Origin of the sequence: Pseudomonas sp. 24 E 13 (assembly GCF_900004715.1) — a bacterium.
Lineage (GTDB): Bacteria > Pseudomonadota > Gammaproteobacteria > Pseudomonadales > Pseudomonadaceae > Aquipseudomonas > Aquipseudomonas orientalis_A.
This window is the reverse complement of sequence record NZ_CVTO01000145.1, coordinates 1-23,869: the sequence shown is the minus strand read 5'-3', so window position 1 is coordinate 23,869 and position 23,869 is coordinate 1. Positions and strand designations below refer to the sequence as shown.

The following is a 23,869-nucleotide window of genomic DNA, read 5'->3' as shown; positions in this document are numbered from 1 at the left end:
CATGGCCGTCAAAAAACGAGGTCTCGGACGTGGACTGGATGCACTCCTGAGTGGTCCGACCGTCACTTCGCTGGAAGAGCAAGCGGTGCAGGCCGACGAGCGTGAGCTGCAGCACCTGCCGCTGGACCTGATCCAGCGCGGTAAATACCAGCCGCGCCGGGACATGGACCCGCAGGCACTGGAAGAGCTGGCCAACTCGATCAAGGCCCAAGGGGTGATGCAACCGATCGTGGTGCGCCCCATTGGCGGCGGCCGCTTTGAAATCATCGCCGGCGAACGCCGCTGGCGCGCCAGCCAGCAGGCGGGCAAGGACACCATCCCGGCGATGGTGCGCGACGTGCCGGATGAAACCGCCATCGCCATGGCGCTGATCGAAAACATCCAGCGTGAAGACCTCAATCCGATCGAAGAAGCGATCGCGTTGCAACGTCTGCAGCAGGAGTTCCAGCTGACACAGCAACAAGTGGCCGAGGCGGTGGGCAAATCCCGCGTGACCGTGTCCAACTTGCTGCGCCTGATCGCGTTGCCGGAAGTCATCAAGACCATGTTGTCCCACGGCGATCTGGAAATGGGTCACGCCCGTGCTTTGCTCGGTTTGCCGGAAAATCAACAGGTTGAAGGGGCGCGACACGTTGTCGCACGCGGGCTTACCGTTCGTCAGACCGAAGCCCTGGTTCGCCAATGGTTGAGCGGCAAACCTGCACCGGTCGAAACCGTCAAAACTGATCCGGACATCGCGCGCCTTGAGCAGCGCCTGGCCGAGCGCCTAGGCTCTGCGGTACAAATTCGCCACGGCAAGAAAGGCAAAGGGCAATTGGTCATCGGATATAACTCCCTCGATGAGCTTCAAGGCGTCCTTTCCCACATCCGTTGAAACATTCGCAGAAACATTTGCTCATGTAGCGTGTGATCGGAAATCACTACCCGGCAGTTGAATAGGGGCAGAACCGCCCCTATACTCTGCGCGCATTTTGTCGGCACAAAGTATGCCAAGTTATTGATTTCCGGCAGCCGACCATTGAGGAGCAAGAGTGATGGAAACCCGCACGCCAAACACGTTGCCGTTCCATCGCTTGGCTGTTTTTCCGGTTTTATTGACGCAACTTGTCGTTTTGCTGATCGCCGCATTGGCGCTTTGGTACTGGCATGGAGTCGTAGCCGGATATTCAGGACTCTGCGGAGGCCTGATAGCCTTGCTGCCCAATATGTATTTTGCTCACAGGGCCTTTCGGTTTTCCGGCGCCCGAGCAGCCCAGGCCATCGTCCGGTCTTTTTATGCCGGCGAGGCGGGGAAACTGATTTTGACGGCAGTGCTGTTCGCACTGACCTTTGCAGGTGTGAAGCCATTGGCGCCGCTGGCTGTATTCGGCGTCTTCGTGTTGACCCAATTGGTCAGCTGGTTCGCTCCCCTGCTAATGAAAACAAGACTTTCGAAACCTTAGGGCGTTTGAGGCAACCATGGCAGAAACAACCGCTTCGGGCTATATCCAGCACCACTTGCAGAACCTGACCTTCGGTCAGCTTCCCAACGGCGGCTGGGGCTTTGCCCACACCGCAGCAGAAGCCAAGGAAATGGGTTTCTGGGCCTTCCACCTGGATACTCTGGGCTGGTCGGTCGCATTGGGTCTGATCTTCGTCCTGATTTTCCGCATGGCGGCAAAAAAGGCGACTTCCGGTCAGCCAGGTGCTTTGCAGAACTTCGTTGAAGTATTGGTCGAATTCGTCGATGGCAGCGTGAAAGACAGCTTCCATGGCCGCAGCCCGGTGATCGCACCGCTGGCACTGACCATCTTCGTCTGGGTGTTCCTGATGAACGCCGTCGACCTGATCCCGGTTGACTGGATTCCTCAGCTGGCCATCCTGATCTCCGGCGATGCGCACATTCCGTTCCGTGCCGTATCGACCACTGACCCGAACGCTACCCTGGGCATGGCCCTGTCGGTGTTCGCGTTGATCATTTTCTACAGCATCAAGGTCAAGGGCATCGGCGGCTTCATCGGCGAACTGACCCTGCACCCGTTCGGCAGCAAGAACATCTTCGTTCAAGCCCTGCTGATCCCGGTGAACTTCCTGCTGGAATTCGTGACCCTGGTTGCCAAGCCGATTTCCCTGGCCTTGCGACTGTTCGGCAACATGTATGCCGGCGAGCTGGTGTTCATTCTGATCGCTGTGATGTTCGGCAGCGGTCTGCTCTGGCTTAGCGGCCTGGGCATCGTTCTGCAGTGGGCGTGGGCTGTGTTCCACATCCTGATCATCACCCTGCAGGCCTTCATCTTCATGATGCTGACCATCGTCTACCTGTCGATGGCGCACGAAGAGAACCATTAAGACCAGTCTCGACTAGTCTGATGTCCTTCCCGGTCAAACGGGAAGGTGGCCCTCCAGGGCTATGAAACGATTTGTTTTACCGCTTTAAAATCTAAAAAACCTAAACCATACGACGTAAAAGTCGGGAGGAAAGATGGAAACTGTAGTTGGTCTAACCGCTATCGCTGTTGCACTGTTGATCGGCCTGGGCGCCCTGGGTACTGCCATTGGTTTCGGCCTGCTGGGCGGCAAATTCCTGGAAGGCGCAGCGCGTCAGCCGGAAATGGTTCCAATGCTGCAAGTTAAAATGTTCATCGTTGCCGGCCTGCTCGACGCCGTGACCATGATCGGCGTTGGTATCGCACTGTTCTTCACCTTCGCGAACCCCTTCGTTGGTCAACTCGCTGGCTGATCACTCGACTTTTCGAGTGATTGGGGTGATGGACAACGAATGAGCGAGGTGTTGGCGTGAACATTAATGCAACCCTGATTGGCCAATCCGTTGCGTTCTTCATTTTTGTAGTGTTTTGCATGAAGTTCGTGTGGCCTCCGGTCATCGCGGCTTTGCACGAACGTCAGAAGAAGATCGCGGACGGTTTGGACGCTGCCAGCCGTGCAGCTCGCGACCTGGAGTTGGCCCACGAGAAAGTGGGTCAGCAACTGCGCGAAGCTAAAGCACAGGCAGCCGAGATCATTGAGCAAGCCAAGAAGCGCGGTAACCAGATCGTCGAAGAGGCTGTTGAAAAAGCCCGCGTCGAAGCTGACCGTGTAAAGGCTTCGGCTCATGCCGAGATCGAACAGGAACTGAACGGCGTCAAAGACGCGCTGCGTGCCCAACTGGGTGCTCTGGCGGTCGGCGGTGCCGAGAAGATCCTCGGTGCCACAATCGATCAAAACGCGCACGCGGAGCTGGTTAACAAACTGGCTGCTGAAATTTAAGCGAGGGCGATCATGGCAGAACTGACCACGTTGGCCCGACCTTACGCTAAGGCAGCCTTCGAGCACGCCCAGGCCCACCAGCAGCTGGCCTCTTGGTCAGCCATGCTCGGCCTGGCTGCAGCAGTGTCGCAAGACGACACCATGCAGCGCGTGCTCAAGGCCCCGCGCCTGACGAGCGCAGACAAGGCCGCCACTTTTATTGAAGTGTGCGGCGACAAGTTTGATGTGAAAGTGCAGAACTTCATTCACGTCATTGCCGAAAACGACCGTCTCCCGCTCTTGCCGGAGATTGCCGCTCTGTTCGACCTGTACAAGGCCGAAGCAGAGAAATCGGTAGACGTTGAAGTGACCAGTGCTTTTGCATTGAACCAAGAACAGCAAGACAAACTCGCCAAGGTTCTCAGTGCACGACTCAATCGGGAAGTGCGCCTGCAAGCTTCGGAGGACGCATCCCTGATTGGTGGTGTCGTTATCCGTGCCGGCGACCTGGTTATCGATGGCTCGATTCGCGGAAAAATCGCGAAACTTGCCGAAGCATTGAAATCTTGAGTTTGAAGGGGCAGCAGAGCAATGCAGCAACTCAATCCTTCCGAAATAAGTGAAATTATCAAGGGCCGCATCGACAAGCTCGATGTGACCTCCCAAGCCCGTAACGAAGGCACTGTCGTCAGCGTATCTGACGGCATCGTGCGGATTCACGGTCTGGCCGACGTCATGTACGGCGAGATGATCGAGTTTCCGGGCGGCGTCTACGGTATGGCCCTCAACCTGGAGCAAGACTCCGTAGGTGCCGTTGTATTGGGCGCATACACCAGTCTGGCCGAAGGCATGAGCGCCAAGTGCACTGGCCGCATCCTGGAGGTTCCGGTTGGTAAGGAACTGCTGGGTCGCGTAGTCGACGCACTGGGTAACCCTGTTGACGGTAAAGGTCCACTGGGCAACACCGAGACCGACGCGGTCGAGAAAGTTGCTCCAGGCGTGATCTGGCGTAAGTCGGTAGACCAGCCTGTACAGACTGGCTACAAGGCTGTGGATGCCATGATCCCTGTCGGCCGTGGCCAGCGTGAGCTGATCATCGGTGACCGTCAGATCGGTAAAACCGCTCTGGCCATCGACGCGATCATCAACCAGAAGAACAGCGGCATTTTCTGCGTCTACGTAGCCATTGGTCAGAAGCAATCGACCATCGCCAACGTGGTTCGCAAGCTGGAAGAAAACGGCGCCCTGGCCAACACGATCATCGTGGCTGCCAGTGCTTCGGAATCTCCTGCGCTGCAATTCCTGGCACCGTACTCCGGTTGCACCATGGGTGAATTCTTCCGCGACCGCGGTGAAGACGCGCTGATCGTTTATGACGATCTGTCCAAGCAAGCAGTGGCTTACCGCCAGATTTCCCTGCTGCTGCGCCGTCCACCAGGCCGTGAAGCCTACCCAGGCGACGTGTTCTATCTCCACTCCCGTCTGCTGGAGCGCGCATCCCGCGTTTCGGAAGAATACGTAGAGAAGTTCACCAACGGCGCAGTGACCGGCAAAACCGGTTCCCTGACCGCATTGCCGATCATCGAAACCCAGGCTGGCGACGTTTCCGCGTTCGTTCCGACCAACGTGATTTCCATCACCGACGGTCAGATCTTCCTGGAATCGGCCATGTTCAACTCAGGCATCCGTCCTGCAGTGAACGCCGGTGTTTCGGTATCCCGTGTGGGTGGTGCCGCTCAGACCAAGATCATCAAGAAGCTCTCCGGTGGTATCCGTACCGCTCTGGCTCAGTACCGTGAACTGGCGGCATTCGCCCAGTTCGCTTCTGACCTGGACGAAGCGACCCGTAAGCAACTTGAGCATGGTCAGCGCGTTACCGAGCTGATGAAGCAGAAGCAATACGCCCCGATGTCGATCGCTGACATGGCGTTGTCGCTGTATGCCGCTGAGCGTGGGTTCCTGACCGACGTTGAAATCGCCAAGGTCGGCAGCTTTGAACAAGCGCTGATTGCTTACTTCAACCGCGATCACGCCGAATTGATGGCGAAGATCAACGTGAAGGGTGACTTCAATGACGATATCGACGCTGGCATGAAAGCCGGTATCGAGAAGTTCAAGGCCACCCAAACCTGGTAAGCCGCAGCGGGAGCCGCAAGGCTCCCGCTTGCTAACCTGATAGGTGTTACATGGCAGGCGCAAAAGAGATTCGCAGTAAGATTGCGAGCATCAAAAGCACGCAAAAGATTACCAGCGCCATGGAAAAAGTGGCGGTCAGCAAAATGCGCAAGGCACAAATGCGCATGGCTGCTAGCCGTCCTTATGCGGAGCGTATCCGCCAGGTAATTGGGCATCTGGCCAACGCCAACCCGGAATACCGCCACCCGTTCATGATCGAGCGCGCCGTCAAGCGTGTCGGTTATGTGGTAGTGAGCAGTGACCGTGGTTTGTGCGGTGGCTTGAATACCAACCTGTTCAAGGCCCTGGTCAAGGACATGGCGGTAAACCGCGAAAACGGCGTCGAGATCGATCTGTGTGTTGTGGGTAGCAAGGGTGCGGCCTTTTTCCGTAACTTCGGCGGTAACGTCGTTGCAGCTATCAGCCACCTGGGTGAAGAGCCGTCGATCAATGATTTGATCGGCAGTGTGAAGGTGATGCTGGATGCGTATCTGGAAGGCCGGATTGACCGCCTGTCCGTGGTATCCAACAAGTTCATCAACACCATGACCCAGCAGCCAACCGTGGAGCAATTGATTCCACTGGTGGCGACCCCGGATCAGGAACTCAAGCACCACTGGGACTACCTCTACGAACCAGACGCCAAAGAGCTGCTTGACGGCTTGATGGTGCGCTACGTGGAGTCGCAGGTGTACCAGGCGGTGGTCGAGAACAACGCAGCTGAACAAGCGGCGCGGATGATCGCGATGAAAAACGCTACCGATAACGCCGGTGATCTGATCAGCGATTTGCAGCTGATCTACAACAAGGCGCGTCAGGCTGCGATCACCCAAGAGATCTCGGAAATCGTCGGCGGCGCTGCCGCGGTTTAACGGTTCAAATATTCAGAGGATCCAGCTATGAGTAGCGGACGTATCGTTCAAATCATCGGCGCCGTTATCGACGTGGAATTCCCACGCGACAGCGTACCGAGCATCTACAACGCGCTGAAAGTACAAGGCGCGGACACTACTCTGGAAGTTCAGCAACAGCTGGGCGACGGCGTAGTTCGTACCATTGCGATGGGCTCCACCGAAGGCTTGAAGCGCGGTCTGGACGTTGTCGATACTGGTGCTGCCATCTCCGTACCGGTCGGTAAAGCGACCCTGGGCCGGATCATGGACGTACTGGGCAACCCGATCGACGAAGCGGGCCCGATCGACACCGAAGAGCGCTGGGGCATTCACCGTCCAGCACCTTCGTTCGCCGAGCAAGCGGGCGGCAACGACCTGCTGGAAACCGGCATCAAGGTTATCGACCTGGTATGCCCGTTCGCCAAGGGCGGTAAAGTCGGTCTGTTCGGTGGTGCCGGTGTAGGCAAGACCGTAAACATGATGGAACTGATCCGTAACATCGCCATCGAGCACAGCGGTTATTCCGTGTTCGCCGGTGTGGGTGAGCGTACCCGTGAGGGTAACGACTTCTACCACGAGATGAAGGACTCCAACGTTCTGGACAAAGTGGCACTGGTTTACGGTCAGATGAACGAGCCGCCGGGAAACCGTCTGCGCGTAGCACTGACCGGCCTGACCATGGCCGAGAAGTTCCGTGACGAAGGTAACGACGTTCTGCTGTTCGTCGACAACATCTACCGTTACACCCTGGCCGGTACTGAAGTATCCGCACTGCTGGGCCGTATGCCTTCGGCAGTAGGTTACCAGCCGACCCTGGCTGAAGAGATGGGCGTTCTGCAGGAACGTATCACTTCGACCAAGGAAGGTTCGATCACCTCGATCCAAGCGGTATACGTACCTGCGGATGACTTGACCGACCCGTCGCCTGCCACCACCTTCGCCCACTTGGACGCCACCGTCGTTCTGTCCCGTGACATCGCTTCCCTGGGTATCTACCCAGCGGTCGATCCACTCGACTCGACGTCGCGCCAACTGGACCCGAACGTGATCGGCCAGGAGCACTACGACACCGCTCGCGGCGTTCAGTACGTGCTGCAGCGTTACAAGGAACTGAAGGACATCATTGCGATCCTGGGTATGGACGAGCTGTCGGAAGCCGACAAGCAGTTGGTAAACCGTGCTCGTAAGATCCAGCGCTTCTTGTCGCAGCCGTTCTTCGTGGCTGAAGTCTTCACCGGTGCCTCGGGTAAATACGTTTCCCTGAAAGACACCATTGCTGGCTTCAAAGGCATCCTCAACGGTGACTACGACCACCTGCCAGAACAAGCGTTCTACATGGTCGGCGGCATCGAAGAAGCGATCGAGAAAGCCAAGAAACTGTAATCCTGGCGCCCGGAAACGGGCGCTCATCAGGTTGAGGCAATCAGATGGCTATGACAGTCCATTGCGATATCGTCAGCGCGGAAGGGGAAATCTTCTCCGGTCTGGTCGAGTTTGTAACAGCGCACGGTGACCTGGGTGATCTTGGTATCGCCATGGGTCACGCTCCGCTGATTACCAGCTTGAAGCCAGGTCCGATCACGCTGACCAAGCAAGGCGGGGAACGTGAGGTGTTTTACATCTCCGGTGGTTTCCTCGAGGTTCAGCCGAACATGGTCAAGGTACTTGCCGACACTGTACAACGTGCCGGCGACCTGGATGAAGCCTCCGCTCAGGAAGCCGTCAAGGCTGCCGAGAAGGCGCTGAACGAAAAAGGCGCAGACTTCGACTACAGCGCTGCTGCAGTCCGTCTGGCCGAAGCTGCAGCGCAGCTGCGTACGCTCCAGCAGATCCGCAAGAAGTAAGCGGCTTTGCCGTTACGCTTCACGCGTGATTGATTAAAAAGGGTAGCCTCGGCTACCCTTTTTCTTTTTTTGCAAAACACTTCTCTGGTCTGAAGCCGGACCGCCCAGGATTGGTAGCCATTCATGTCTCTTGAAATCGTAATTCTCGCCGCAGGCCAGGGCACCCGCATGCGTTCAGCCCTGCCCAAGGTGCTGCACCCGGTCGCAGGCAATTCCATGCTCGGTCATGTTATCCACAGCGCCCGGCAGTTGGATCCGCAACGCATTCACGTCGTCATCGGGCACGGTGCCGATGTGGTACGTGAGCGCCTGGCCGCAGACGACTTGAATTTCGTATTGCAGGACAAGCAACTGGGCACCGGCCACGCCACTGCGCAAGCCGTGCCGTTCATTACCGCTGACACCGTGCTGATTCTCTACGGTGACGTGCCGCTGATCGAAGTGGAAACCCTGCAACGCCTGCTCAAGCATGTGGTGCCGGGCCAGATGGGCCTGCTCACCGTTGAGCTGGACGACCCCACCGGCTACGGACGCATCGTGCGCAACGCCGACGGTAAGGTCGCCGCGATCGTCGAGCACAAGGACGCGAGCGAAGCCCAGCGCGCCATCACTGAAGGCAATACCGGCATTCTCGCCGTGCCGGCCGATAAGCTGGGCGACTGGATGAGCCGCCTGTCCAACAACAACGCCCAAGGCGAGTACTACCTCACCGACGTTATCGAGATGGCGGTCAGTGACGGCCTGGTGGTCGCCACCGAGCAACCTCACGACCCAATGGAAGTGCAGGGCGCCAACGACCGCAAGCAGCTGGCAGAGCTGGAGCGCCACTACCAACTGCGCGAAGGCCGCCGCCTGATGGCCCAGGGCGTCACCCTGCGTGACCCGGCGCGTTTCGATGTGCGTGGTGAAGTGACGGTGGGCCGCGACGTGTTGATTGATATCAACGTGATCCTCGAAGGCCGCGTGATCATCGAAGACGACGTGGTGATCGGTCCTAACTGTGTGATCAAGGACAGCACCTTGCGCAAAGGCGTGGTGGTCAAGGCCAACAGCCATATCGACGGTGCGGTGATGGGCGAGGGCAGCGATGCCGGGCCGTTTGCACGGTTGCGTCCGGGAACGGTGATGGGCGCGCGGGCGCACGTTGGTAATTTCGTCGAGCTGAAAAACGCGAAAATGGGCGACGAGGCGAAGGCCGGCCACCTGGCTTACCTCGGTGATGCGGTGATCGGTGCTCGCAGCAACATTGGCGCCGGAGCAATTACCTGCAACTACGACGGCGCCAACAAATACCAGACGACGATTGGTGAAGACGTATTCATCGGCTCCAACAACTCGCTGGTTGCTCCTGTAACCATCGGTGATGGTTCCAACACCGCAGCGGGCTCAACCATCAACCAGGATGTGGATAAGTCGCAACTGGCCGTGGCCCGTGCGCGCCAACGCAACATCGACGGCTGGAAACGCCCGGTCAAAATCAAGAAGACCTGATCTATCCACGCCCTTGGCAGCAACAAAACTCCAATGTGGGAGGGGGCTTGCCCCCGATAGCGGTGGGTCAGTCAATAAAGGGCTGACTGATAAACCGCTATCGGGGGCAAGCCCCCTCCCACATTTTTCTGTGTTGCTTCAAAAATAGTTGTCTTCCCCGCTTGACGATCTTTCGCCAATAGGTTTTGATTGCCTTCGTTATCTTTCGAAACGAAACTTATCACTCCCATGTCGAAACGAAATACCCCCCAACGTCGCCACAACATCCTGACCTTGCTCAATGAACAGGGCGAAGTCGGCGTGGACGAATTGGCCAAGCGTTTCGAAACATCGGAGGTGACCATCCGCAAGGACTTGGCCGCCCTCGAAAGTAATGGCCTGCTCCTGCGCCGCTACGGTGGCGCAATCACCATGCCTCAGGAACTTGTGGGCGACGCGGCCCAGCCGGTCTCGGCCTACAAGCGCGCGATTGCCCGCGCCGCCGTGGTGCGCCTGCGTGAACACGCGCGGATCATCATCGACAGCGGCAGCACCACCGCCGCGATGATCCCCGAACTGGGCCATCAACCCGGACTGGTGGTCATGACCAACTCGCTGAATGTGGCCCGCGCCTTGAGCGAGCTGGAGCATGAACCGGTGCTGCTCATGACCGGCGGCACCTGGGATCCGCATTCGGACTCGTTCCAGGGCCAGGTCGCCGAGCAGGTGTTGCGTTCCTACGATTTTGATCAACTGTTCATCGGCGCCGACGGCATCGATTTGCAGCGGGGTACCACCACCTTCAACGAATTGCTGGGCCTGAGCCGCGTCATGGCCGAGGTCGCCCGTGAAGTCGTGGTGATGGTCGAATCCGACAAGATCGGCCGCAAGATTCCCAACCTGGAACTGCCCTGGAGCAGTGTCCATACCCTTATCACCGATGATCGCCTGCCGCTCGAGGCCCGCGACCAGATCCAAGCCCGCGGCATTACGCTGATATGCGCGGCAGTCATCTAGGAGAAATACCATGTGTGGAATTGTTGGCGCAGTCGCCGAACGTAACGTGACGGCCATCCTGATCGAAGGCCTCAAGCGCCTGGAATACCGTGGCTATGACAGCGCCGGTGTGGCGGTCTTCACCAACGCCGGCAAGCTGGAGCGTATGCGCCGTCCGGGCAAAGTCAGCGAGTTGGACCAGGCCCTGGCTGGTGAGCCACTGGCAGGCCGCCTGGGCATCGCCCACACCCGTTGGGCCACCCACGGTGCGCCGTGCGAGCGCAACGCTCACCCGCACTTCTCGGGTGACCTGGCCGTGGTGCACAACGGCATCATCGAAAACCACGAAGTGCTGCGCGAACAACTCAAGGGCCTGGGCTACGTATTCACCTCGGACACCGATACCGAAGTCATCGCCCACCTGCTCAACCACAAACTCAAGGATCACAGCGACCTGACAACCGCCCTCAAGGCCACGGTCAAGGAACTGCACGGCGCCTACGGCCTGGCCGTGATCAGCGCCAGCCAGCCGGACCGCCTGGTTGCCGCGCGCAGTGGCAGCCCACTGGTGATCGGCCTGGGCCTGGGCGAGAACTTCCTCGCCTCCGACCAACTGGCCCTGCGCCAGGTCACCGACCGCTTCATGTACCTGGAAGAAGGCGATATCGCTGACATCCGCCGTGAAAGCGTGCAGATCTGGGACATCAACGGTCAGTCCGTCGAGCGCGAAGCCGTGCAATACCGCGACGGTGCCGAAGCCGCCGACAAAGGCGAGTTCCGCCACTTCATGCTCAAGGAAATCCACGAGCAGCCTTCCGTGGTACAGCGCACCCTCGAAGGTCGCCTGAGCCAGAACCAGGTGCTGGTCAACGCCTTCGGCCCACAAGCCGCCGAGTTGTTCGCCAAAGTGCGCAACGTGCAAATCGTCGCCTGCGGCACCAGCTACCACGCCGGCATGGTTGCGCGTTACTGGCTGGAAGAACTGGCCGGCATCCCGTGCCAGGTCGAAGTTGCCAGCGAGTTCCGCTACCGCAAAGTGGTGGTGCAGCCCGACACCCTGTTCGTGACCATCTCCCAGTCCGGCGAAACCGCCGACACCCTGGCCGCCCTGCGCAACGCCAAGGAACTGGGCTTCCTCGGCAGCCTGGCGATCTGCAACGTCAGCATCAGCTCCCTGGTGCGTGAATCGGACCTGACCCTGCTGACCCAGGCCGGTCGCGAAATCGGCGTTGCCTCGACCAAAGCCTTCACCACCCAACTGGTCGGCCTGCTGCTGCTGACCCTGTCCCTCGGTCAAGTACGCGGCACCCTCGCCGAAGGCGTTGAGGCCACCCTGGTGGAAGAACTGCGCCGCCTGCCGACCCGCCTGGGCGAAGCCCTGGCCATGGACGGCACCGTGGAAAAAGTCGCCGAACTGTTTGCCGACAAGAACCACACCCTGTTCCTCGGCCGTGGCGCGCAATACCCGGTGGCCATGGAAGGTTCGCTGAAACTCAAGGAAATCTCGTACATCCACGCCGAAGCCTACCCGGCCGGCGAGCTGAAACACGGCCCACTGGCCCTGGTGGATGACGACATGCCGGTTGTCACCGTGGCGCCGAACAACGAACTGCTGGAAAAGCTCAAGTCCAACCTGCAGGAAGTACGCGCCCGTGGTGGCCAACTGATTGTGTTTGCGGACGAGAAGGCCGGCATGACCAACGGTGAAGGCACGCATGTGATCAACATGCCGCACATCCACGACACCCTGTCGCCGATCCTCTACACCATTCCGCTCCAGTTGCTGTCGTACTACGTCGCCGTGCTCAAGGGCACCGACGTTGACCAGCCGCGCAACCTGGCGAAGTCGGTGACGGTGGAATAAGCCTGACTGGTGTACCGAAAGGGGCTGTTTCGACAGCCCCTTTTTACGTCCCGATCAAAGGAAGCTGACTGATGCAAAATCCTACTGTCTACGCACGTCTGCACAATCGTCGGTTTGTGGTCGCCAACAACGCTCAAGGACTGTCCGGCACCGGCACCGTGTTTCACTACCTGGTCGAAGGTGACGCGATTTCGAGCACTTATCAGGGCGGCCGGATTCGCCTGGGCACTCAAGTCGGACGGGTGACCGGTCCAGATACCATCGAGCTGCTGTATCAGTGCCTGACCCTGGAAGGGGAACTGCTTGCTGGCTGGTCACGTGGGACGGTAGGCGTGGATCACGCTGGGCGCACGACGTTGAGTTTTGTTTGGGGCTGGCTATCGGGTGCGACAGGAGGCGGAGAGTCTAGCTATGTCGAAATCACTGCTTAAAGAGCCCGTAGTTCAGGGCTAGGCTGCACCGCACTTACTGTAGGAGCGAGCTTGCTCGCGAAAAACCTGAGAACGCCACCTGGCAACAATCTTTGCGCGTTACGCCCTTGCCAGCAAGCGCGCTCCTACGACGCTATGCGCCCACGTCTGCTGAAGCAATGCAGTCCAACGACCGGTCTACCATCACCTTGGCCATTTCAACTAGATAACCGGCTGCCTGCCGGCAATCGAGTAACTGCTCAGCGCAGTGAAGCAGATCGGAGGCGTAGGCCAAGGCGTCCTCGAAGCTGAGTTCAGGATGGGTGATGAAAAACGGATGCGGTGGATCGGGCCTTACTTTGCTCATTACGGTAACTCCAATGTAATTAATTGGAGCTGCCAGACATCGCTGCTAAACAATGGGTGGCAGCTGTACGCAGGTTAGCAGGCCGGAACATTGGGAATCCGACGCACCCGAAGGTGCCCTGCGCACAGCCACCATAAAGCGTTGGCAGAAAAAAACGCCATGCTTGTGATGGCGCTTGTGCGCCCAATGTTAACGTTCGAGCTGCTAAACCCGGTCACTTAATTGGTAGTGACGAACGCAGACTAGCCACCGAAAACGTAGGGCGCAAGTGGTTGGGATTCTCTCGGAAATGTCCTGCGAAAGAAAGGGACGGCGAAGGTAGGAGCGCCAGTTTCAGACATTGCTTAAATCCTGAAAGCGCTACAAAAACAATGAGGGGGGACTACCCATAGACCGACCTTGACCTGGCGGCTGCTCTTAGCGGCTTCCTATCCTCGGGGAAGATCTGCGGTATCAAGCGTCAGTTGATTGTTAGTGCTACCAACAAATGAGATTCTTCTAGCTTACCGTTTCAAACATACGGAGTCGGTGAGAACGAGCCCATTCTTCTCTCCATCGACGCTCGATAGATAACTGGAAATAGACCTGGGTCCTTAAATACCGTTATATAGCCCAGCCAGTTAATCTATAAATAAAGCAATCAAATATTCTTCTAGGAGGAAATGTGAAGGAAAGTCTAGCTAGAAATCATCATTTTATCTCTCAGGCAGAGCAGCGTCTAAATGCTATCGACAAGAAGGTAAAAAATAAAAACCAGCGCATCTATAGCTTTGACATCCTCCACAAGGAGGATCCAAAACTAAAGGCAAGCTCGCCCAAAAGCGTGAGAATTGAGGAGAACTTCTGCAGGACAGACTTGTTTACTCTGAACGTACTTGAGAGCGGTGGGCAGCACAATTTAGAAGATGCCTTTTTCAAATATGAAAATGCTAGCTCCCTTTTGGTGCAGTCCCTCCTTCAGAAGCTAGACTCCTCGGCGCCTGAAACCTTAGGCAGTGAACTGGTTCGACTATACCAGCTTAAGCTCATAAATACACTGAGAAATCCCTACACCATCAGGCGTACTCTTGCAATGTTTAGAGAGTTGCGTGGTGCTGTGCCTGCCGATGAAGCGCTCAGGGCGCATTTTAAATCTCTCGACGGCGCCTATCGACCGCAGGTAGAAAAAATATGTGCGGAGTTCAAGATTTCCGAGGAAGAATATATTGATTGGCTTAAAGTGTTGTATCTTTTGATATTACAGCCTGTTAAAGGAAAGCTGAATCTTGTCGAGGATTTGATGTGGGGGCTTTTTAATAATTCAAATGCAATTAAGAGCTTTTCAGTCTACCGATACTCGGATTACGTAAAGGATAGGGGGATTTTACTTTGTGATCAGATAATTGACCTTAGATATGGGGAGGGTACGCAGGTTCAGATGTTCAATTTGGATTCAAGTTCTTTTGTTCTTGTTACAAACATAGACATAAGAACTCAAAATTTAATAGGCATCAGCTCCAAGCTCAAGGAGCATGACTTTAGGCAAAATAATGTTGTCCATGTTGACTATGTCATGGATGATATGAGCATGTTACGCACGTTTAATGAACATTGCGTCTGGCTGGCCCACTTAAATGTTTTTTGTGCGTTCGATAAGCCGTTTGGCATCTATTTGGAGCCGCAGGCATCGCATGACGTGCAACCTGAAATACGGGCGAGAACCAGCTAATCTGTGCGTTACGAGATCATATTTGGTGGCATCTCCGATGTGTCTCGACCGGAGTTGGCAGTCACAAGCTGCTAATGGACCGAATACGGGCTCCGATGCGGTGGTGAGCCATTCCATTTTCAGGAAAGGATACGGAGGTTAGCCTCTGCGTTAAAAAGGAGATAGCTATGAAAGATGTAAACGGTGACCTGCCGAGTGGCGAGCATATTATTCAGTTGCTTGGTAGGGTCGCGGGCGGGGCCGGGATATTAACGTTTATGTCTTTTTTGGCCGGAGGTGCAAAACTATTCGTTCTATACTACTTTTTGGAATGTATATGGGTCCTGGGGCTGCACGGATTTAACGACTTTGTTTTTGAGGGGATGAGCACTGTTGCAGTTTTTTCGAGTGCAGCAGCAATAGCCTATTGTATATCTCCGGATCACAAGAAAATTTTAATAAATGTCAGTAATCGACTTTGGCTTTTGATGTGGCTAGTATTTTTTATACTAATGTATGTGGGGGTCAGCAAAAAAACTTTCAGTCAATATGCGTATTTTTATTTTTTTGCTTCTGCTGGAGTTAATTTAGCTGGATTTCTTTCGTGGTCAATGTCTAGAAGAGAAGCTGTCGTGTATGCATTACTCTCTTTCATAGGGTTTGCTCTAGGAACTCTTTTTGTTTCGTTTTTAAGTTTATATTCGTCTAAAGGTTTTTACGATGCTGAGATAGTGGTGCTTAGTAACTCTAAGGCGAAAAGCAGTGGGATATTGATTAATAGCTTCAATGGCAAGCACTTATTAAAGGTGTGTGGTCCTGGGGTGAGATTCATGGTTATCGAGCCCTCTGATGATTGGATATCGCAGACTCCAGGATCAAATTGTGATTTGGAGTCTAGCTACTTATCCCAAGATTCCATCTGAGGATTGTTTTTGTGGCCTAAAGCCAATGGGAGTAGCTATATAATGTGTTCCAAGCAAGAGGTTGTATCAACGGTCATTTCAGTTGGTAAGGATGTTCTTCGTTGGCCCATCTCGAGCTGGCTTCGGTAGGTCTACTTGTATCAAAGTATATTCTTTGGTTCCGCGTCATTTTGTCAAGAACGGGGAGAGTGTCGTCAATCTATATTGATATCTCCGCTTCACCACCTATTCATGCTGTTGCCGGTTTCTGCGTGCCCTTAAGTTGCACTATTTTTTCTGAAATCAGGGGCTGTTTTCAACAGCCCCTTTTTGCGCTCTGGATTCGCTCACTTCAAGGATGCGCTGCGTTCTAAATGTAGAAGGGGCTTGCCCTAATGTCAGTTAGTTAAGCGTACACCGCCGTTTGCAGGAGCGAGCTTGCTCGCGAAAAACGTCAACGATAACGCGTACTTTCTGAATGAGCGCGGTGCCTGTGAGTTTTTCGCGAGCAAGAGCTAGGCGCCCCCTCGCTCCTACAAAAAGCCTTAACTGAACTGGCATTAGGGCAAGCCCCCTCCCACAGTTTGATCTCCATTGGTTTTGAGAAAGGGGATGGCTCAGGTCCACCAGTAGCGTACGAGGTGGAAGAAAATCGGCGCGGCAAAGCACACCGAATCCAGCCTATCCAGCATGCCGCCGTGCCCTTCGATCATGTGTCCCCAGTCTTTCACCCCACGATCGCGTTTGATCGCCGACATCACAATCCCGCCGGCAAAGCCCAGCAGGTTGATCAGCAGCGCGATCAGGAATGACTGCCAGGGATTGAACGGTGTGGCCCACCACAGCGCCGCGCCAATCAGGGATGACAGCAGGATCCCGCCGACAAAACCTTCCACGGTTTTCGACGGCGAGAGGTTGGGCGCGATCTTGTGTTTGCCGAACAGCTTGCCGCACACGTACTGCAGCACGTCGGACAGTTGCACCACGATCACCAGGTAGGCAATCAGCAGCAGGTTGCGGCCTTCATAGCCGGGGATGTCCAGCGTCAGCAGCGCCGGGACGAACGACACGCAGAACACTGCGATCATCAGGCCCCATTGCACCTTCGATGCGCGCTCCAGGAAGTGGGTACTGTCGCCGCCCAGGGAGGCGAGGATCGGCAGCAGCAGGAACACGTAGACCGGGATGAAGATCGAGAACAGTCCGTACCAATCGGCGTAGATCAGCACGTACTGCAGCGGCAGGGCCAGGTAGAACGCCGCTACCAGGGCCGGGTAGTCGCTGCGCCGGGTCGGCGTGAGGGTAAGGAATTCGCGCAGGGCGTAGAACGACACCGCGTAGAACAGCAGGATCACCGCGCCGGTGCCGAGCCAGAAGGCAATACCGATGACGACCACCATCACCCACCAGGCGTTGATGCGCGCGTTGAGGTTGTCGATCACCGCATTGGGATTGCCACGGGTGCGCAGCTTGAGGATCAGGCCGATCAGTGAGGCGGTGACCAGGATCGCGCCGATCCCGCCGAATAACATCAGGGTTTGGCTATCCATCTCAGGAGTGCTCCGGGGCGAGGGCGAGCAGGGCGTCGCGAGTGCGGGCAAGGAACGCGGTTTTGTCTTCGCCTTCTTCCAACTGCAGAGGCGCGCCGAAACTGGTTGTGCATAACAGCGGTAATGGCAGGACACGCCCCTTGGGCATCACGCGGTTGAGGTTGGCTATCCACACCGGGATCAACTCGGCCTGTGGGTAACTGTTTGCCAAGTGATACAAGCCGCTTTTGAACGGCAGCAGGCCGTCTTCCAGATTGCGCGTACCTTCAGGAAAGATGATCAGCGAGTCGCCACCTTCCAGCGCAGCGAGCATTGGTTGCAGCGGGTTATCCACAGGGTCCTTGCGCTCGCGATCAATCAGTACGCCGTTGAACACGCGGTTGATGATGTAGCGGCGCAGCGCGCTTTTATTCCAGTAGTCGCTGCCGGCCACAGGGCGGGTGAATTTGCGCAGGTTCTGCGGCAGCGATGCCCATACCAGCACGAAGTCGCCGTGGCTGCTGTGATTGGCGAAATAAATGCGTTGCACCGGCACTGGCGCGCAACCCAGCCACAGGCTGCGAGCGCCCGTGACGGTGCGGGCCATGGAGGTAATCAGTGTGGCGACCACGGGTTCGAACATGGGAACTCCTTATCCGGCGAAAGGTAGCCAAGGGCTGGCAAGTATTACGCCCAGGGTCAGCAGCACTTGCGCGCCAAGCAGCCAGGCCTGTTTGCCCAGCAATTTGAGTGCACCACGACGGCGTTCGGTCCAGGGCCTGCCAGCGCGCTCGGCCGATTGCAGGCCAAGGGTTTGCATGGCTTGGTCAAGGTCGGCGGTGCGCTGGGTGTCGCGGGCCAGCAGGGCGAACAAATCGGCGTCGAACGCGACGCGCAGCGCCCAGTATTTCTGTAGAAGCCCCAGGATGATCATCCACAAGGCCAGCAGCAGGCAGATCGTCGAAACGCTCGCCATCAGCAACTGGGCCAGGCCGAACAGCACACCGACCACTGTCAGGCCTGTGGATAACTGGTCCAGCGAACGGCCACGCCGCAGCAGGCTGGCAACTACGTGCAGTTCCATGTCAGCGGGCATGGGGCAAACCCTCCAAAGCCAAGCGATGTGCAGGATGCAGGACCACACGGGTGCGTGCTGTACGAATAATAGCCAGCGCCTGATCGATCGTCGCCGCGCGCCCGCTGTGCAACAGCCAGGCAGCGATGGCCGTGGCACTGCGCGAGTAGCCCAGGGCGCAGCACACCAGCAGCGGCCCGTCCGAGCGCAAGCGTTCGATGGCCTGGGCGGCTTGCAGGCATTCGGCGGAGGTTGGCGCAATCAGGTCCAGAACAGGGATGCATTGATAACGGCGTCCCTGTGGATCAATCGGCAGTTCGGCGCAGAGATCGACGATGGCCTTGAATGGCTGTTGCTCGCCGGCGGCTGGAATCCGCCCCAGCCAGACGTTATCCACAATCGGTTCAGGCTGTGGATGACCACGTGTCCACAGCCGCGAATTGATCCAGGCGGCCGCCAGGTAAGGCGCATACAGCCAACGCGCGGCTGAGGTCAGCTGGCCATCGCTGCGTTTCTGAAAGCCCTCGGCACCCAGGAGCCAGTAGTTGGTCGCGACCAAACCCAGCGATACTGCCGGCCACAGCAGCCATAACCCCCAACCGCCCAAGGCCAGCGCGAGCAGCATCAGCGCCAGCGCGCCAAGGGCGTAGCGCGCACCCAGCCAACCGCGTTTAGAGTCGCGTGTCAGTCGGGCATTGCGCAGAGGGTTGGGATGTTCCAGCGGCCAGAGCCACACGCACAACCAGCCGGCGAGGGCGCCTGTGGGTAAGTCGATAAAGTGATGTTGATAAGTGGTCAGTACGGAAATACCGATCAGTGCAAACCAGCCGTGCACTGCCCAGCGCCAGAAACCCTGGGTATGCCGCTGGTAAACCACCCACAGGATCACCAGCAGCGCGATATGTAGTGAAGGCGCCTGGTTGAAGGGTTTGTCGAAGCCCGCCAGCACCGCAAACAACCAGCCGAACACGCCATCCAGTTCCGGTCGTTCGAAGGTGAAGCGCAGCGGCCAGATCAGGAAGCAACTGACGGCAATCACCTGGGCCGTCAGCAGGCGCAGGGCATGTTGCCTGAGTTCGTGGCGGGTGCTCGGCAGCAACAGGGAGAAACCGTAGAGCAGGTCGATGGACCAATAAGGCACGATGGTCCAGGCCCAGAACGGCATGTGGGTTTCCCAGCCGAACACCAGCGTGCCCACATCGTTGCGTTGGGTGGTGACCCAGGTGGCGAGGCCGTAGGTGCTGAAAAACAGCGGTGCCAACAGCAGCAGCCAGAGAAGCGCTGGTTTGAATAAGCCGGGTTCGCGCATGCTCAGATCTTCTGCGCCAGGGACACGGTGAAAATGCCCCATTCATCCACACGCTGAGTGATCTTGCGAAAGCCCGCAGCCTCCACCAGTTGGTCCATTTCCGCCTGGCTGCGCCGACGCATCACCCAGGCCTGGCCCTGGCGGTGGCTGGTCAAGGCGCGGGCGATCAGTTCCAACTGCGGGTGCCACGGTTGGCCGGTGTAGACCAGATACCCGCCGGGCTCCACCGCTTCGGCGAGGCCCGCCAACGAACCGCCGACCATCGCGTTATCGGCAAACAACTCATATAACCCGGACACCACCGCCAACGTCGGCTTGGGCGCCAGCGCCGCCAGGCTCGCCCGGTCAAACGCATCGCCTTTGATGAACTGGGCAATGTCTCCCAGGCCTTTTTCACGGATCAGCGCACTGCCGTCGCGCACGTTGATGTCGCTGTAGTCGCGCAGCAGGATCGATTCCGGCAGCGGCGCTACACCCTGCAACGCTTCCAGGATGTAACGCCCGTGGCCGGCGGCGATATCGACGATGCGCACGTCGCGCTCGTCCGCCCGCAACCGGGCCATGGCCAGGCGCAGCAGCTCTTCGACATTCAGCTTGCGTTGACGAATACCGCGCCAGCCGATGGAGTTCAGGTAGTTGGTGTCGATCATCCGCCCCAGCGCGCCTTTGCCGGTGGGCGTGTTGCGGTACACGTAATCCAGGGTACTGCCGGAATCGAAGCCGGTGTCGAAGCCCAGTTTCACCCCGTCGGACAGGTTCTTGCCCAGGCCCATGCTGGCGCGTGTCATGCGCCAGTACAGGTCGCGCAGGGAATTGCGCGGCAGCGGTGCGGCGAGGGCTTCGGATTCGGCGCAGGTAGCGCCCAGTTTGTCGGCGTCCAGCAGGCTGGCGCGGTCCAGCGGTTGCGTGAAGTTTTGCAGGATAAAGCGCCTGGCGCTGTTGACGGCCGTGGCGCGGTCACGTTCACCGAGGGTGTCGTGGAAGAAACCGGGCAGCACATGCAGCTCTTTTTTCAGGCTGCCCAGACGCTCGAAAAACTGCTGCTGGGGTTTGCGGTGCACCACGAAGTCGGAGCCGGAGATCAGCAATTGGGTCGGCACTTGAATGGCCTGGGCATCGGCTACAACCCGGTCGGCCGCTTCGTACAGGCCCAGCAGCACGTTCACCGAAATGGCCTTGGTGATCAGTGGATCGCTGTCGTAGGACGCCACGCGCTGCGGGTCATGGCTGAGGAACTTGGCCTTGACGTAGCTGTTGACGAAAAAGTTGCCGCGAAACTTGCGCATCAGTGCCAGGCCCGGGCGGGCGAAAGGCACGTACAGCTTGACCTTGAAGGCAGGGGAGGCGAGTACCAGGGCGCGGATCCTGGGTGCGTAGTCATGCACCCAGGTGGCCGCGATCACCGCGCCGACGCTTTGGGCGACAACGGCGAGGTTTTCCTCGTCGATACCGTAGGCGGCGCCTATGTGGTCGCAGAAGGTTTGTACGTCGCGGGCGCTGGTGGCAAAGCTGGGGCTGTCACCGCGCTCGCCGGGGGATTGGCCGTGGCCACGGGCGTCCCAGGCGAAGAAGTCAAAGTCGGGCAGGCCCAGTTCGTCCACCAGGTGCGCGATTCGACCTGAGTGCTCATGACCGCGATGGAACAACACAATGCCCTTGCGCGGCCCGGCGTCTGCCGTAGCCGGCCAGTGCCGGTAAAAAAGCTCGACGCCATCATGGGTGCTGAAGGTGTGCTGTTGCTGTTCGCGCATCGCAAAAATCCTTATGCAATCGGTGAGGTTGCTGATTGTTCCTTGAGGCCGTGGCGCACCCGGTTGACCAGGGTGTAGGCCAGCAGGGCGGCGACCAGCCACATCACCGTCTCGACCCAGCCGGCGCCGAGCCAGCCCAGCGCCACGCCAGTGGCCAGCACGCCGAGTACGAACGCCCGGTCACTCTTGCCCATCGGCCCGTCATAGCGGCGCGATGCGCCCACCATCGGCCCCAATACGCCGGCGTATTCGCTGAACACCGCGAGCAACGTCACCAGCAGCACGGGCGCCAGGCTCACGCCGGGGATCAGCGCAAACGGCAGAATCAATGCGCTGTCGGCGATCACATCGCACAGTTCATTGAGGTAGGCGCCCAGACGTGACTGCTGGCCGAATTCCCGCGCGAGCATGCCGTCAATGGCGTTGAGAGCCATGCGCACGATCATCCACAGCGGGATCAGCGCAAACAGCCAGAGATGCTGGGCGAAGCCGGCGATCAGCAGGCCCACCAGCACGGAAATGACGCCGGCCAGCACGGTGATCTGGTTGGCGGTGGTGCCGTTGTCATAGAGGCGTTGCACGAGGGGGCGCAGCAGGTTTTGAAAACGCGGCTTGAGCTGATAGATGGAGATCATGAGGGGTGATGCTTCCTTGTCCGTGGACCCGCGAAAAGCTGTTCTGGAGTGTGCCGATTAATTGCAGCGTGCACCAGTGATGTCGCGTGTTTATGGGGGTTTAGTCACGGTCTCGAGAAAGCGCAGATTCAAATGTGGGAGGGGGCTTGCCCCCGATAGCGGTGTGTCAGCCAACACCTGTTTTAACAGACCCATGGCCATCGGGGGCAAGCCTCCTCCCACAAGGATCGGCGGCGTGGCCAAAAGCGAACAAAAATTTCACGCCCTGTGTTATATCGTAACGAATTATGTACAAGCGGGCGTTGAGTGGATGCAAGTGGATCTAGAAGCTGACGGCGCTTCGGTTGAAGGCCTGCCGCGCTTTCAGCAAGGGGTGTTCCATGCCCGTCGATTGAGGCAAGCCGGCATCAGCCTGACGGCCGTGGCCGTCACCGGGTGGGTATTGGCGCTGTTTGTCGCGCTGTTTGCACCGGTATCGATCTGGCCGGTGGTGCTGATCAATTGCTCATCGGCGCTGTTGGTGCTGGTCGCCGGGCTGCAGTCGGCGTGGTGGGTCGCCGATTGGCGGGCCCAGGCGCTGGAAGAGCCGGCGGTTGATGCGCCGGTTACAGAAACCGGCCGCTACGCTCGCCTGGTTGAGCGCGTCAGCGATCAGATTGGCGCGCCGGTGTTGTGGTTGTGCGGTTGGTCATTGTTGGCGCTGATCAGCATCATCGAATTCTGGAACCTGACGCTACCCGCCGCAGCCGCCGGTCAGTCCGCCAGCATCGGCGCGGCGCTGGGGTTGGCGCTGGCGTTCGGTTTGCTGGTGTTCGAGCGGCGCCTGGCCCAGCAAACACCTGCGCAATGGCCTGAAGCCTCAGCCCTGGCGCAGCTGTGCCGCGTGGCGATCGGTTGCCTGTTGGTCAGCTCGATTTGCCTGCTGTTCGCCGGTGCCGAGTCGGTGTGGCCGTTGCGCCTGGCAGTGCTGATCGGCCTGCTGCCCGCGCTGGTGGCGCTGGAGTTCCTGCTGCGCGGCGTGCTGTCGCTGTTCAGCCCGCGCCAGCCGCGCCTCGAACCGCGCCTGATCGCGCAGAGCTTTGTCGCCGGCCTGCTGCGCTGGCCACCGCAACCCTTGCTGGCGTTGCAGCATGAATTGCATAACCGCTTTGGCATCGACCTGCGCCAGATTTGGGCGTTTACCTACATGCGCCGCGCGTTCCTGCCGGTGCTGCTGGTGGTGCTCGCGGTAGGCTGGGCGCTGACGGGCGTGCATGAAGTGCCTTTGCAGGGCCGAGGAATCTATGAGCGTTTCGGCAAACCGGTAGAGGTGTTCGGCCCGGGCCTGCACGCCGGGTTGCCCTGGCCGCTGGGCCGCGTGTTGAATGTAGAGAACGGCGTGGTGCATGAGCTGGCGACCAGCGTCAGCGAAACGGCCGCACCTGAGTTGGCCAGCGCCGAAGGTCAGGCGCCGCTGATCGCCAACCGCCTGTGGGACGCCAGCCATGTGAATGATAAATCCCAGGTCATCGCCAGCAGCAGCGGTGACAAGCAGAGCTTCCAGATCGTCAATATGGACGTGCGGTTCGTCTATCGCATCGGCCTGACGGACCAGGCGGCGCTGGCCGCCACCTACCACAGCGCCGATGTCCCGACCCTGATTCGCAGCACCGCCAGCCGGATCCTGGTGCATGAGTTCGCCTCGCGCACCCTTGATGAATTACTCGGCGAACAACGCACCAGCCTGGCCGACGAGAT

The 23,869-nt window shown here is 58.1% G+C and carries 24 protein-coding genes; 17 read left to right on the top strand and 7 right to left on the bottom strand.

Going from position 1 to position 23,869, the window contains the following annotated elements; all coding sequences use genetic code 11:
• Position 1 precedes the first annotated feature (1 nt).
• From BFP90_RS20055 to BFP90_RS19990, 14 genes are all read left to right on the top strand, one after another.
• Positions 2-874 (top strand): ParB/RepB/Spo0J family partition protein, encoded by an 873-nt coding sequence (locus BFP90_RS20055; RefSeq protein ID WP_065894359.1) that lies wholly within the window; start codon positions 2-4, stop codon positions 872-874.
• Positions 875-1,034: 160 nt separating this feature from the next.
• Positions 1,035-1,442, top strand: coding sequence for a F0F1 ATP synthase subunit I (locus BFP90_RS20050; protein WP_065897804.1), 408 nt, complete (start codon positions 1,035-1,037; stop codon positions 1,440-1,442).
• Between the two features lie 16 nt (positions 1,443-1,458).
• Positions 1,459-2,328: a F0F1 ATP synthase subunit A gene (gene atpB / locus BFP90_RS20045; protein WP_057725770.1), complete on the top strand. Its 870-nt coding sequence runs from the start codon at positions 1,459-1,461 to the stop codon at positions 2,326-2,328.
• A gap of 133 nt (positions 2,329-2,461) precedes the next feature.
• The gene (gene atpE, locus BFP90_RS20040) at positions 2,462-2,719 is read left to right on the top strand and encodes a F0F1 ATP synthase subunit C (protein WP_002555987.1); all 258 of its coding nucleotides are present in this window, start codon (positions 2,462-2,464) and stop codon (positions 2,717-2,719) included.
• A gap of 56 nt (positions 2,720-2,775) precedes the next feature.
• Positions 2,776-3,246, top strand: a complete 471-nt coding sequence (locus tag BFP90_RS20035; RefSeq protein WP_003195835.1) for a F0F1 ATP synthase subunit B — start codon at positions 2,776-2,778, stop codon at positions 3,244-3,246.
• Positions 3,247-3,258: 12 nt separating this feature from the next.
• Entirely contained in the window at positions 3,259-3,795 is a 537-nt protein-coding gene (locus BFP90_RS20030; protein ID WP_003195833.1) for a F0F1 ATP synthase subunit delta, read from the top strand.
• A gap of 21 nt (positions 3,796-3,816) precedes the next feature.
• Positions 3,817-5,361, top strand: a complete 1,545-nt coding sequence (gene atpA / locus BFP90_RS20025) for a F0F1 ATP synthase subunit alpha (RefSeq protein WP_003177064.1) — start codon at positions 3,817-3,819, stop codon at positions 5,359-5,361.
• 50 nt (positions 5,362-5,411) lie between these two features.
• Positions 5,412-6,272 (top strand): F0F1 ATP synthase subunit gamma, encoded by an 861-nt coding sequence (atpG, locus tag BFP90_RS20020; RefSeq protein WP_003195829.1) that lies wholly within the window; start codon positions 5,412-5,414, stop codon positions 6,270-6,272.
• 27 nt (positions 6,273-6,299) lie between these two features.
• Positions 6,300-7,676: a F0F1 ATP synthase subunit beta gene (gene atpD / locus BFP90_RS20015; RefSeq protein ID WP_065886692.1), complete on the top strand. Its 1,377-nt coding sequence runs from the start codon at positions 6,300-6,302 to the stop codon at positions 7,674-7,676.
• A gap of 44 nt (positions 7,677-7,720) precedes the next feature.
• Complete coding sequence (locus tag BFP90_RS20010; RefSeq protein ID WP_003195825.1) at positions 7,721-8,137, top strand: F0F1 ATP synthase subunit epsilon; 417 nt, start codon at positions 7,721-7,723, stop codon at positions 8,135-8,137.
• Positions 8,138-8,260: 123 nt separating this feature from the next.
• Positions 8,261-9,628 (top strand): bifunctional UDP-N-acetylglucosamine diphosphorylase/glucosamine-1-phosphate N-acetyltransferase GlmU, encoded by a 1,368-nt coding sequence (gene glmU / locus BFP90_RS20005; RefSeq protein ID WP_065894357.1) that lies wholly within the window; start codon positions 8,261-8,263, stop codon positions 9,626-9,628.
• Between the two features lie 228 nt (positions 9,629-9,856).
• On the top strand, positions 9,857-10,624 hold the full coding sequence (locus BFP90_RS20000) for a DeoR/GlpR family DNA-binding transcription regulator (RefSeq protein ID WP_065897803.1): 768 nt from the start codon (positions 9,857-9,859) through the stop codon (positions 10,622-10,624).
• A 10-nt stretch (positions 10,625-10,634) separates the two neighbouring features.
• The gene (gene glmS, locus BFP90_RS19995; protein WP_065886689.1) at positions 10,635-12,467 is read left to right on the top strand and encodes a glutamine--fructose-6-phosphate transaminase (isomerizing); all 1,833 of its coding nucleotides are present in this window, start codon (positions 10,635-10,637) and stop codon (positions 12,465-12,467) included.
• A 71-nt stretch (positions 12,468-12,538) separates the two neighbouring features.
• Positions 12,539-12,898: a hypothetical protein gene (locus BFP90_RS19990; RefSeq protein WP_065897802.1), complete on the top strand. Its 360-nt coding sequence runs from the start codon at positions 12,539-12,541 to the stop codon at positions 12,896-12,898.
• Between the two features lie 133 nt (positions 12,899-13,031).
• On the opposite strand, the gene BFP90_RS19985 is transcribed toward BFP90_RS19990, so the two are convergent.
• Positions 13,032-13,244 (bottom strand): DUF3077 domain-containing protein, encoded by a 213-nt coding sequence (locus BFP90_RS19985; RefSeq protein ID WP_065897801.1) that lies wholly within the window; start codon positions 13,242-13,244, stop codon positions 13,032-13,034.
• A gap of 664 nt (positions 13,245-13,908) precedes the next feature.
• On the opposite strand from BFP90_RS19985, the gene BFP90_RS19980 reads away from it, so the two are divergent.
• Positions 13,909-14,952: a hypothetical protein gene (locus tag BFP90_RS19980; RefSeq protein ID WP_065897800.1), complete on the top strand. Its 1,044-nt coding sequence runs from the start codon at positions 13,909-13,911 to the stop codon at positions 14,950-14,952.
• Between the two features lie 167 nt (positions 14,953-15,119).
• Positions 15,120-15,854 (top strand): hypothetical protein, encoded by a 735-nt coding sequence (locus BFP90_RS19975; RefSeq protein WP_065897799.1) that lies wholly within the window; start codon positions 15,120-15,122, stop codon positions 15,852-15,854.
• A gap of 596 nt (positions 15,855-16,450) precedes the next feature.
• Here the strand turns inward: BFP90_RS19975 and BFP90_RS19970 are convergent.
• Genes BFP90_RS19970 through BFP90_RS19945 form a run of 6 tightly spaced genes read right to left on the bottom strand, consistent with a single transcriptional unit; the run spans position 16,451 to position 22,132 of the window.
• Positions 16,451-17,383, bottom strand: a complete 933-nt coding sequence (locus BFP90_RS19970) for a phosphatidate cytidylyltransferase (RefSeq protein WP_065897798.1) — start codon at positions 17,381-17,383, stop codon at positions 16,451-16,453.
• 1 nt (position 17,384) lies between these two features.
• Positions 17,385-18,005 (bottom strand): lysophospholipid acyltransferase family protein, encoded by a 621-nt coding sequence (locus tag BFP90_RS19965; protein WP_065886684.1) that lies wholly within the window; start codon positions 18,003-18,005, stop codon positions 17,385-17,387.
• A gap of 9 nt (positions 18,006-18,014) precedes the next feature.
• A complete protein-coding gene (locus tag BFP90_RS19960) occupies positions 18,015-18,458 on the bottom strand; it encodes a hypothetical protein (RefSeq protein ID WP_065897797.1) in 444 nt (147 codons plus the stop codon).
• On the bottom strand, positions 18,448-19,746 hold the full coding sequence (locus BFP90_RS19955) for a phosphatase PAP2/dual specificity phosphatase family protein (RefSeq protein WP_065897796.1): 1,299 nt from the start codon (positions 19,744-19,746) through the stop codon (positions 18,448-18,450). Before BFP90_RS19955 ends, BFP90_RS19960 begins: the two co-directional genes overlap by 11 nt.
• 2 nt (positions 19,747-19,748) lie before the next feature.
• Complete coding sequence (locus BFP90_RS19950) at positions 19,749-21,497, bottom strand: bifunctional alpha/beta hydrolase/class I SAM-dependent methyltransferase (RefSeq protein WP_065897795.1); 1,749 nt, start codon at positions 21,495-21,497, stop codon at positions 19,749-19,751.
• A gap of 11 nt (positions 21,498-21,508) precedes the next feature.
• Positions 21,509-22,132, bottom strand: a complete 624-nt coding sequence (locus BFP90_RS19945; RefSeq protein ID WP_065897794.1) for a CDP-alcohol phosphatidyltransferase family protein — start codon at positions 22,130-22,132, stop codon at positions 21,509-21,511.
• A gap of 310 nt (positions 22,133-22,442) precedes the next feature.
• On the opposite strand from BFP90_RS19945, the gene BFP90_RS19940 reads away from it, so the two are divergent.
• On the top strand, positions 22,443-23,869 hold a 1,427-nt coding region (locus BFP90_RS19940; RefSeq protein ID WP_065897869.1), incomplete at its 3' end, for an SPFH domain-containing protein.

What these genes read in the sequence shown, in the direction of transcription:
- BFP90_RS20055 (WP_065894359.1), top strand. Translation starts at nt 2, where the DNA reads ATGGCCGTCAAAAAACGAGGTCTCGGACGTGGACTGGATGCACTCCTG.
- BFP90_RS20050 (WP_065897804.1), top strand. Translation starts at nt 1,035, where the DNA reads ATGGAAACCCGCACGCCAAACACGTTGCCGTTCCATCGCTTGGCTGTT.
- atpB (WP_057725770.1), top strand. Translation starts at nt 1,459, where the DNA reads ATGGCAGAAACAACCGCTTCGGGCTATATCCAGCACCACTTGCAGAAC.
- atpE (WP_002555987.1), top strand. Translation starts at nt 2,462, where the DNA reads ATGGAAACTGTAGTTGGTCTAACCGCTATCGCTGTTGCACTGTTGATC.
- BFP90_RS20030 (WP_003195833.1), top strand. Translation starts at nt 3,259, where the DNA reads ATGGCAGAACTGACCACGTTGGCCCGACCTTACGCTAAGGCAGCCTTC.
- atpA (WP_003177064.1), top strand. Translation starts at nt 3,817, where the DNA reads ATGCAGCAACTCAATCCTTCCGAAATAAGTGAAATTATCAAGGGCCGC.
- atpG (WP_003195829.1), top strand. Translation starts at nt 5,412, where the DNA reads ATGGCAGGCGCAAAAGAGATTCGCAGTAAGATTGCGAGCATCAAAAGC.
- atpD (WP_065886692.1), top strand. Translation starts at nt 6,300, where the DNA reads ATGAGTAGCGGACGTATCGTTCAAATCATCGGCGCCGTTATCGACGTG.
- BFP90_RS20010 (WP_003195825.1), top strand. Translation starts at nt 7,721, where the DNA reads ATGGCTATGACAGTCCATTGCGATATCGTCAGCGCGGAAGGGGAAATC.
- glmU (WP_065894357.1), top strand. Translation starts at nt 8,261, where the DNA reads ATGTCTCTTGAAATCGTAATTCTCGCCGCAGGCCAGGGCACCCGCATG.
- BFP90_RS20000 (WP_065897803.1), top strand. Translation starts at nt 9,857, where the DNA reads ATGTCGAAACGAAATACCCCCCAACGTCGCCACAACATCCTGACCTTG.
- glmS (WP_065886689.1), top strand. Translation starts at nt 10,635, where the DNA reads ATGTGTGGAATTGTTGGCGCAGTCGCCGAACGTAACGTGACGGCCATC.
- BFP90_RS19990 (WP_065897802.1), top strand. Translation starts at nt 12,539, where the DNA reads ATGCAAAATCCTACTGTCTACGCACGTCTGCACAATCGTCGGTTTGTG.
- BFP90_RS19985 (WP_065897801.1), bottom strand. Translation starts at nt 13,244, where the DNA reads ATGAGCAAAGTAAGGCCCGATCCACCGCATCCGTTTTTCATCACCCAT.
- BFP90_RS19975 (WP_065897799.1), top strand. Translation starts at nt 15,120, where the DNA reads ATGAAAGATGTAAACGGTGACCTGCCGAGTGGCGAGCATATTATTCAG.
- BFP90_RS19970 (WP_065897798.1), bottom strand. Translation starts at nt 17,383, where the DNA reads ATGGATAGCCAAACCCTGATGTTATTCGGCGGGATCGGCGCGATCCTG.
- BFP90_RS19965 (WP_065886684.1), bottom strand. Translation starts at nt 18,005, where the DNA reads ATGTTCGAACCCGTGGTCGCCACACTGATTACCTCCATGGCCCGCACC.
- BFP90_RS19960 (WP_065897797.1), bottom strand. Translation starts at nt 18,458, where the DNA reads ATGCCCGCTGACATGGAACTGCACGTAGTTGCCAGCCTGCTGCGGCGT.
- BFP90_RS19955 (WP_065897796.1), bottom strand. Translation starts at nt 19,746, where the DNA reads ATGCGCGAACCCGGCTTATTCAAACCAGCGCTTCTCTGGCTGCTGCTG.
- BFP90_RS19950 (WP_065897795.1), bottom strand. Translation starts at nt 21,497, where the DNA reads ATGCGCGAACAGCAACAGCACACCTTCAGCACCCATGATGGCGTCGAG.
- BFP90_RS19945 (WP_065897794.1), bottom strand. Translation starts at nt 22,132, where the DNA reads ATGATCTCCATCTATCAGCTCAAGCCGCGTTTTCAAAACCTGCTGCGC.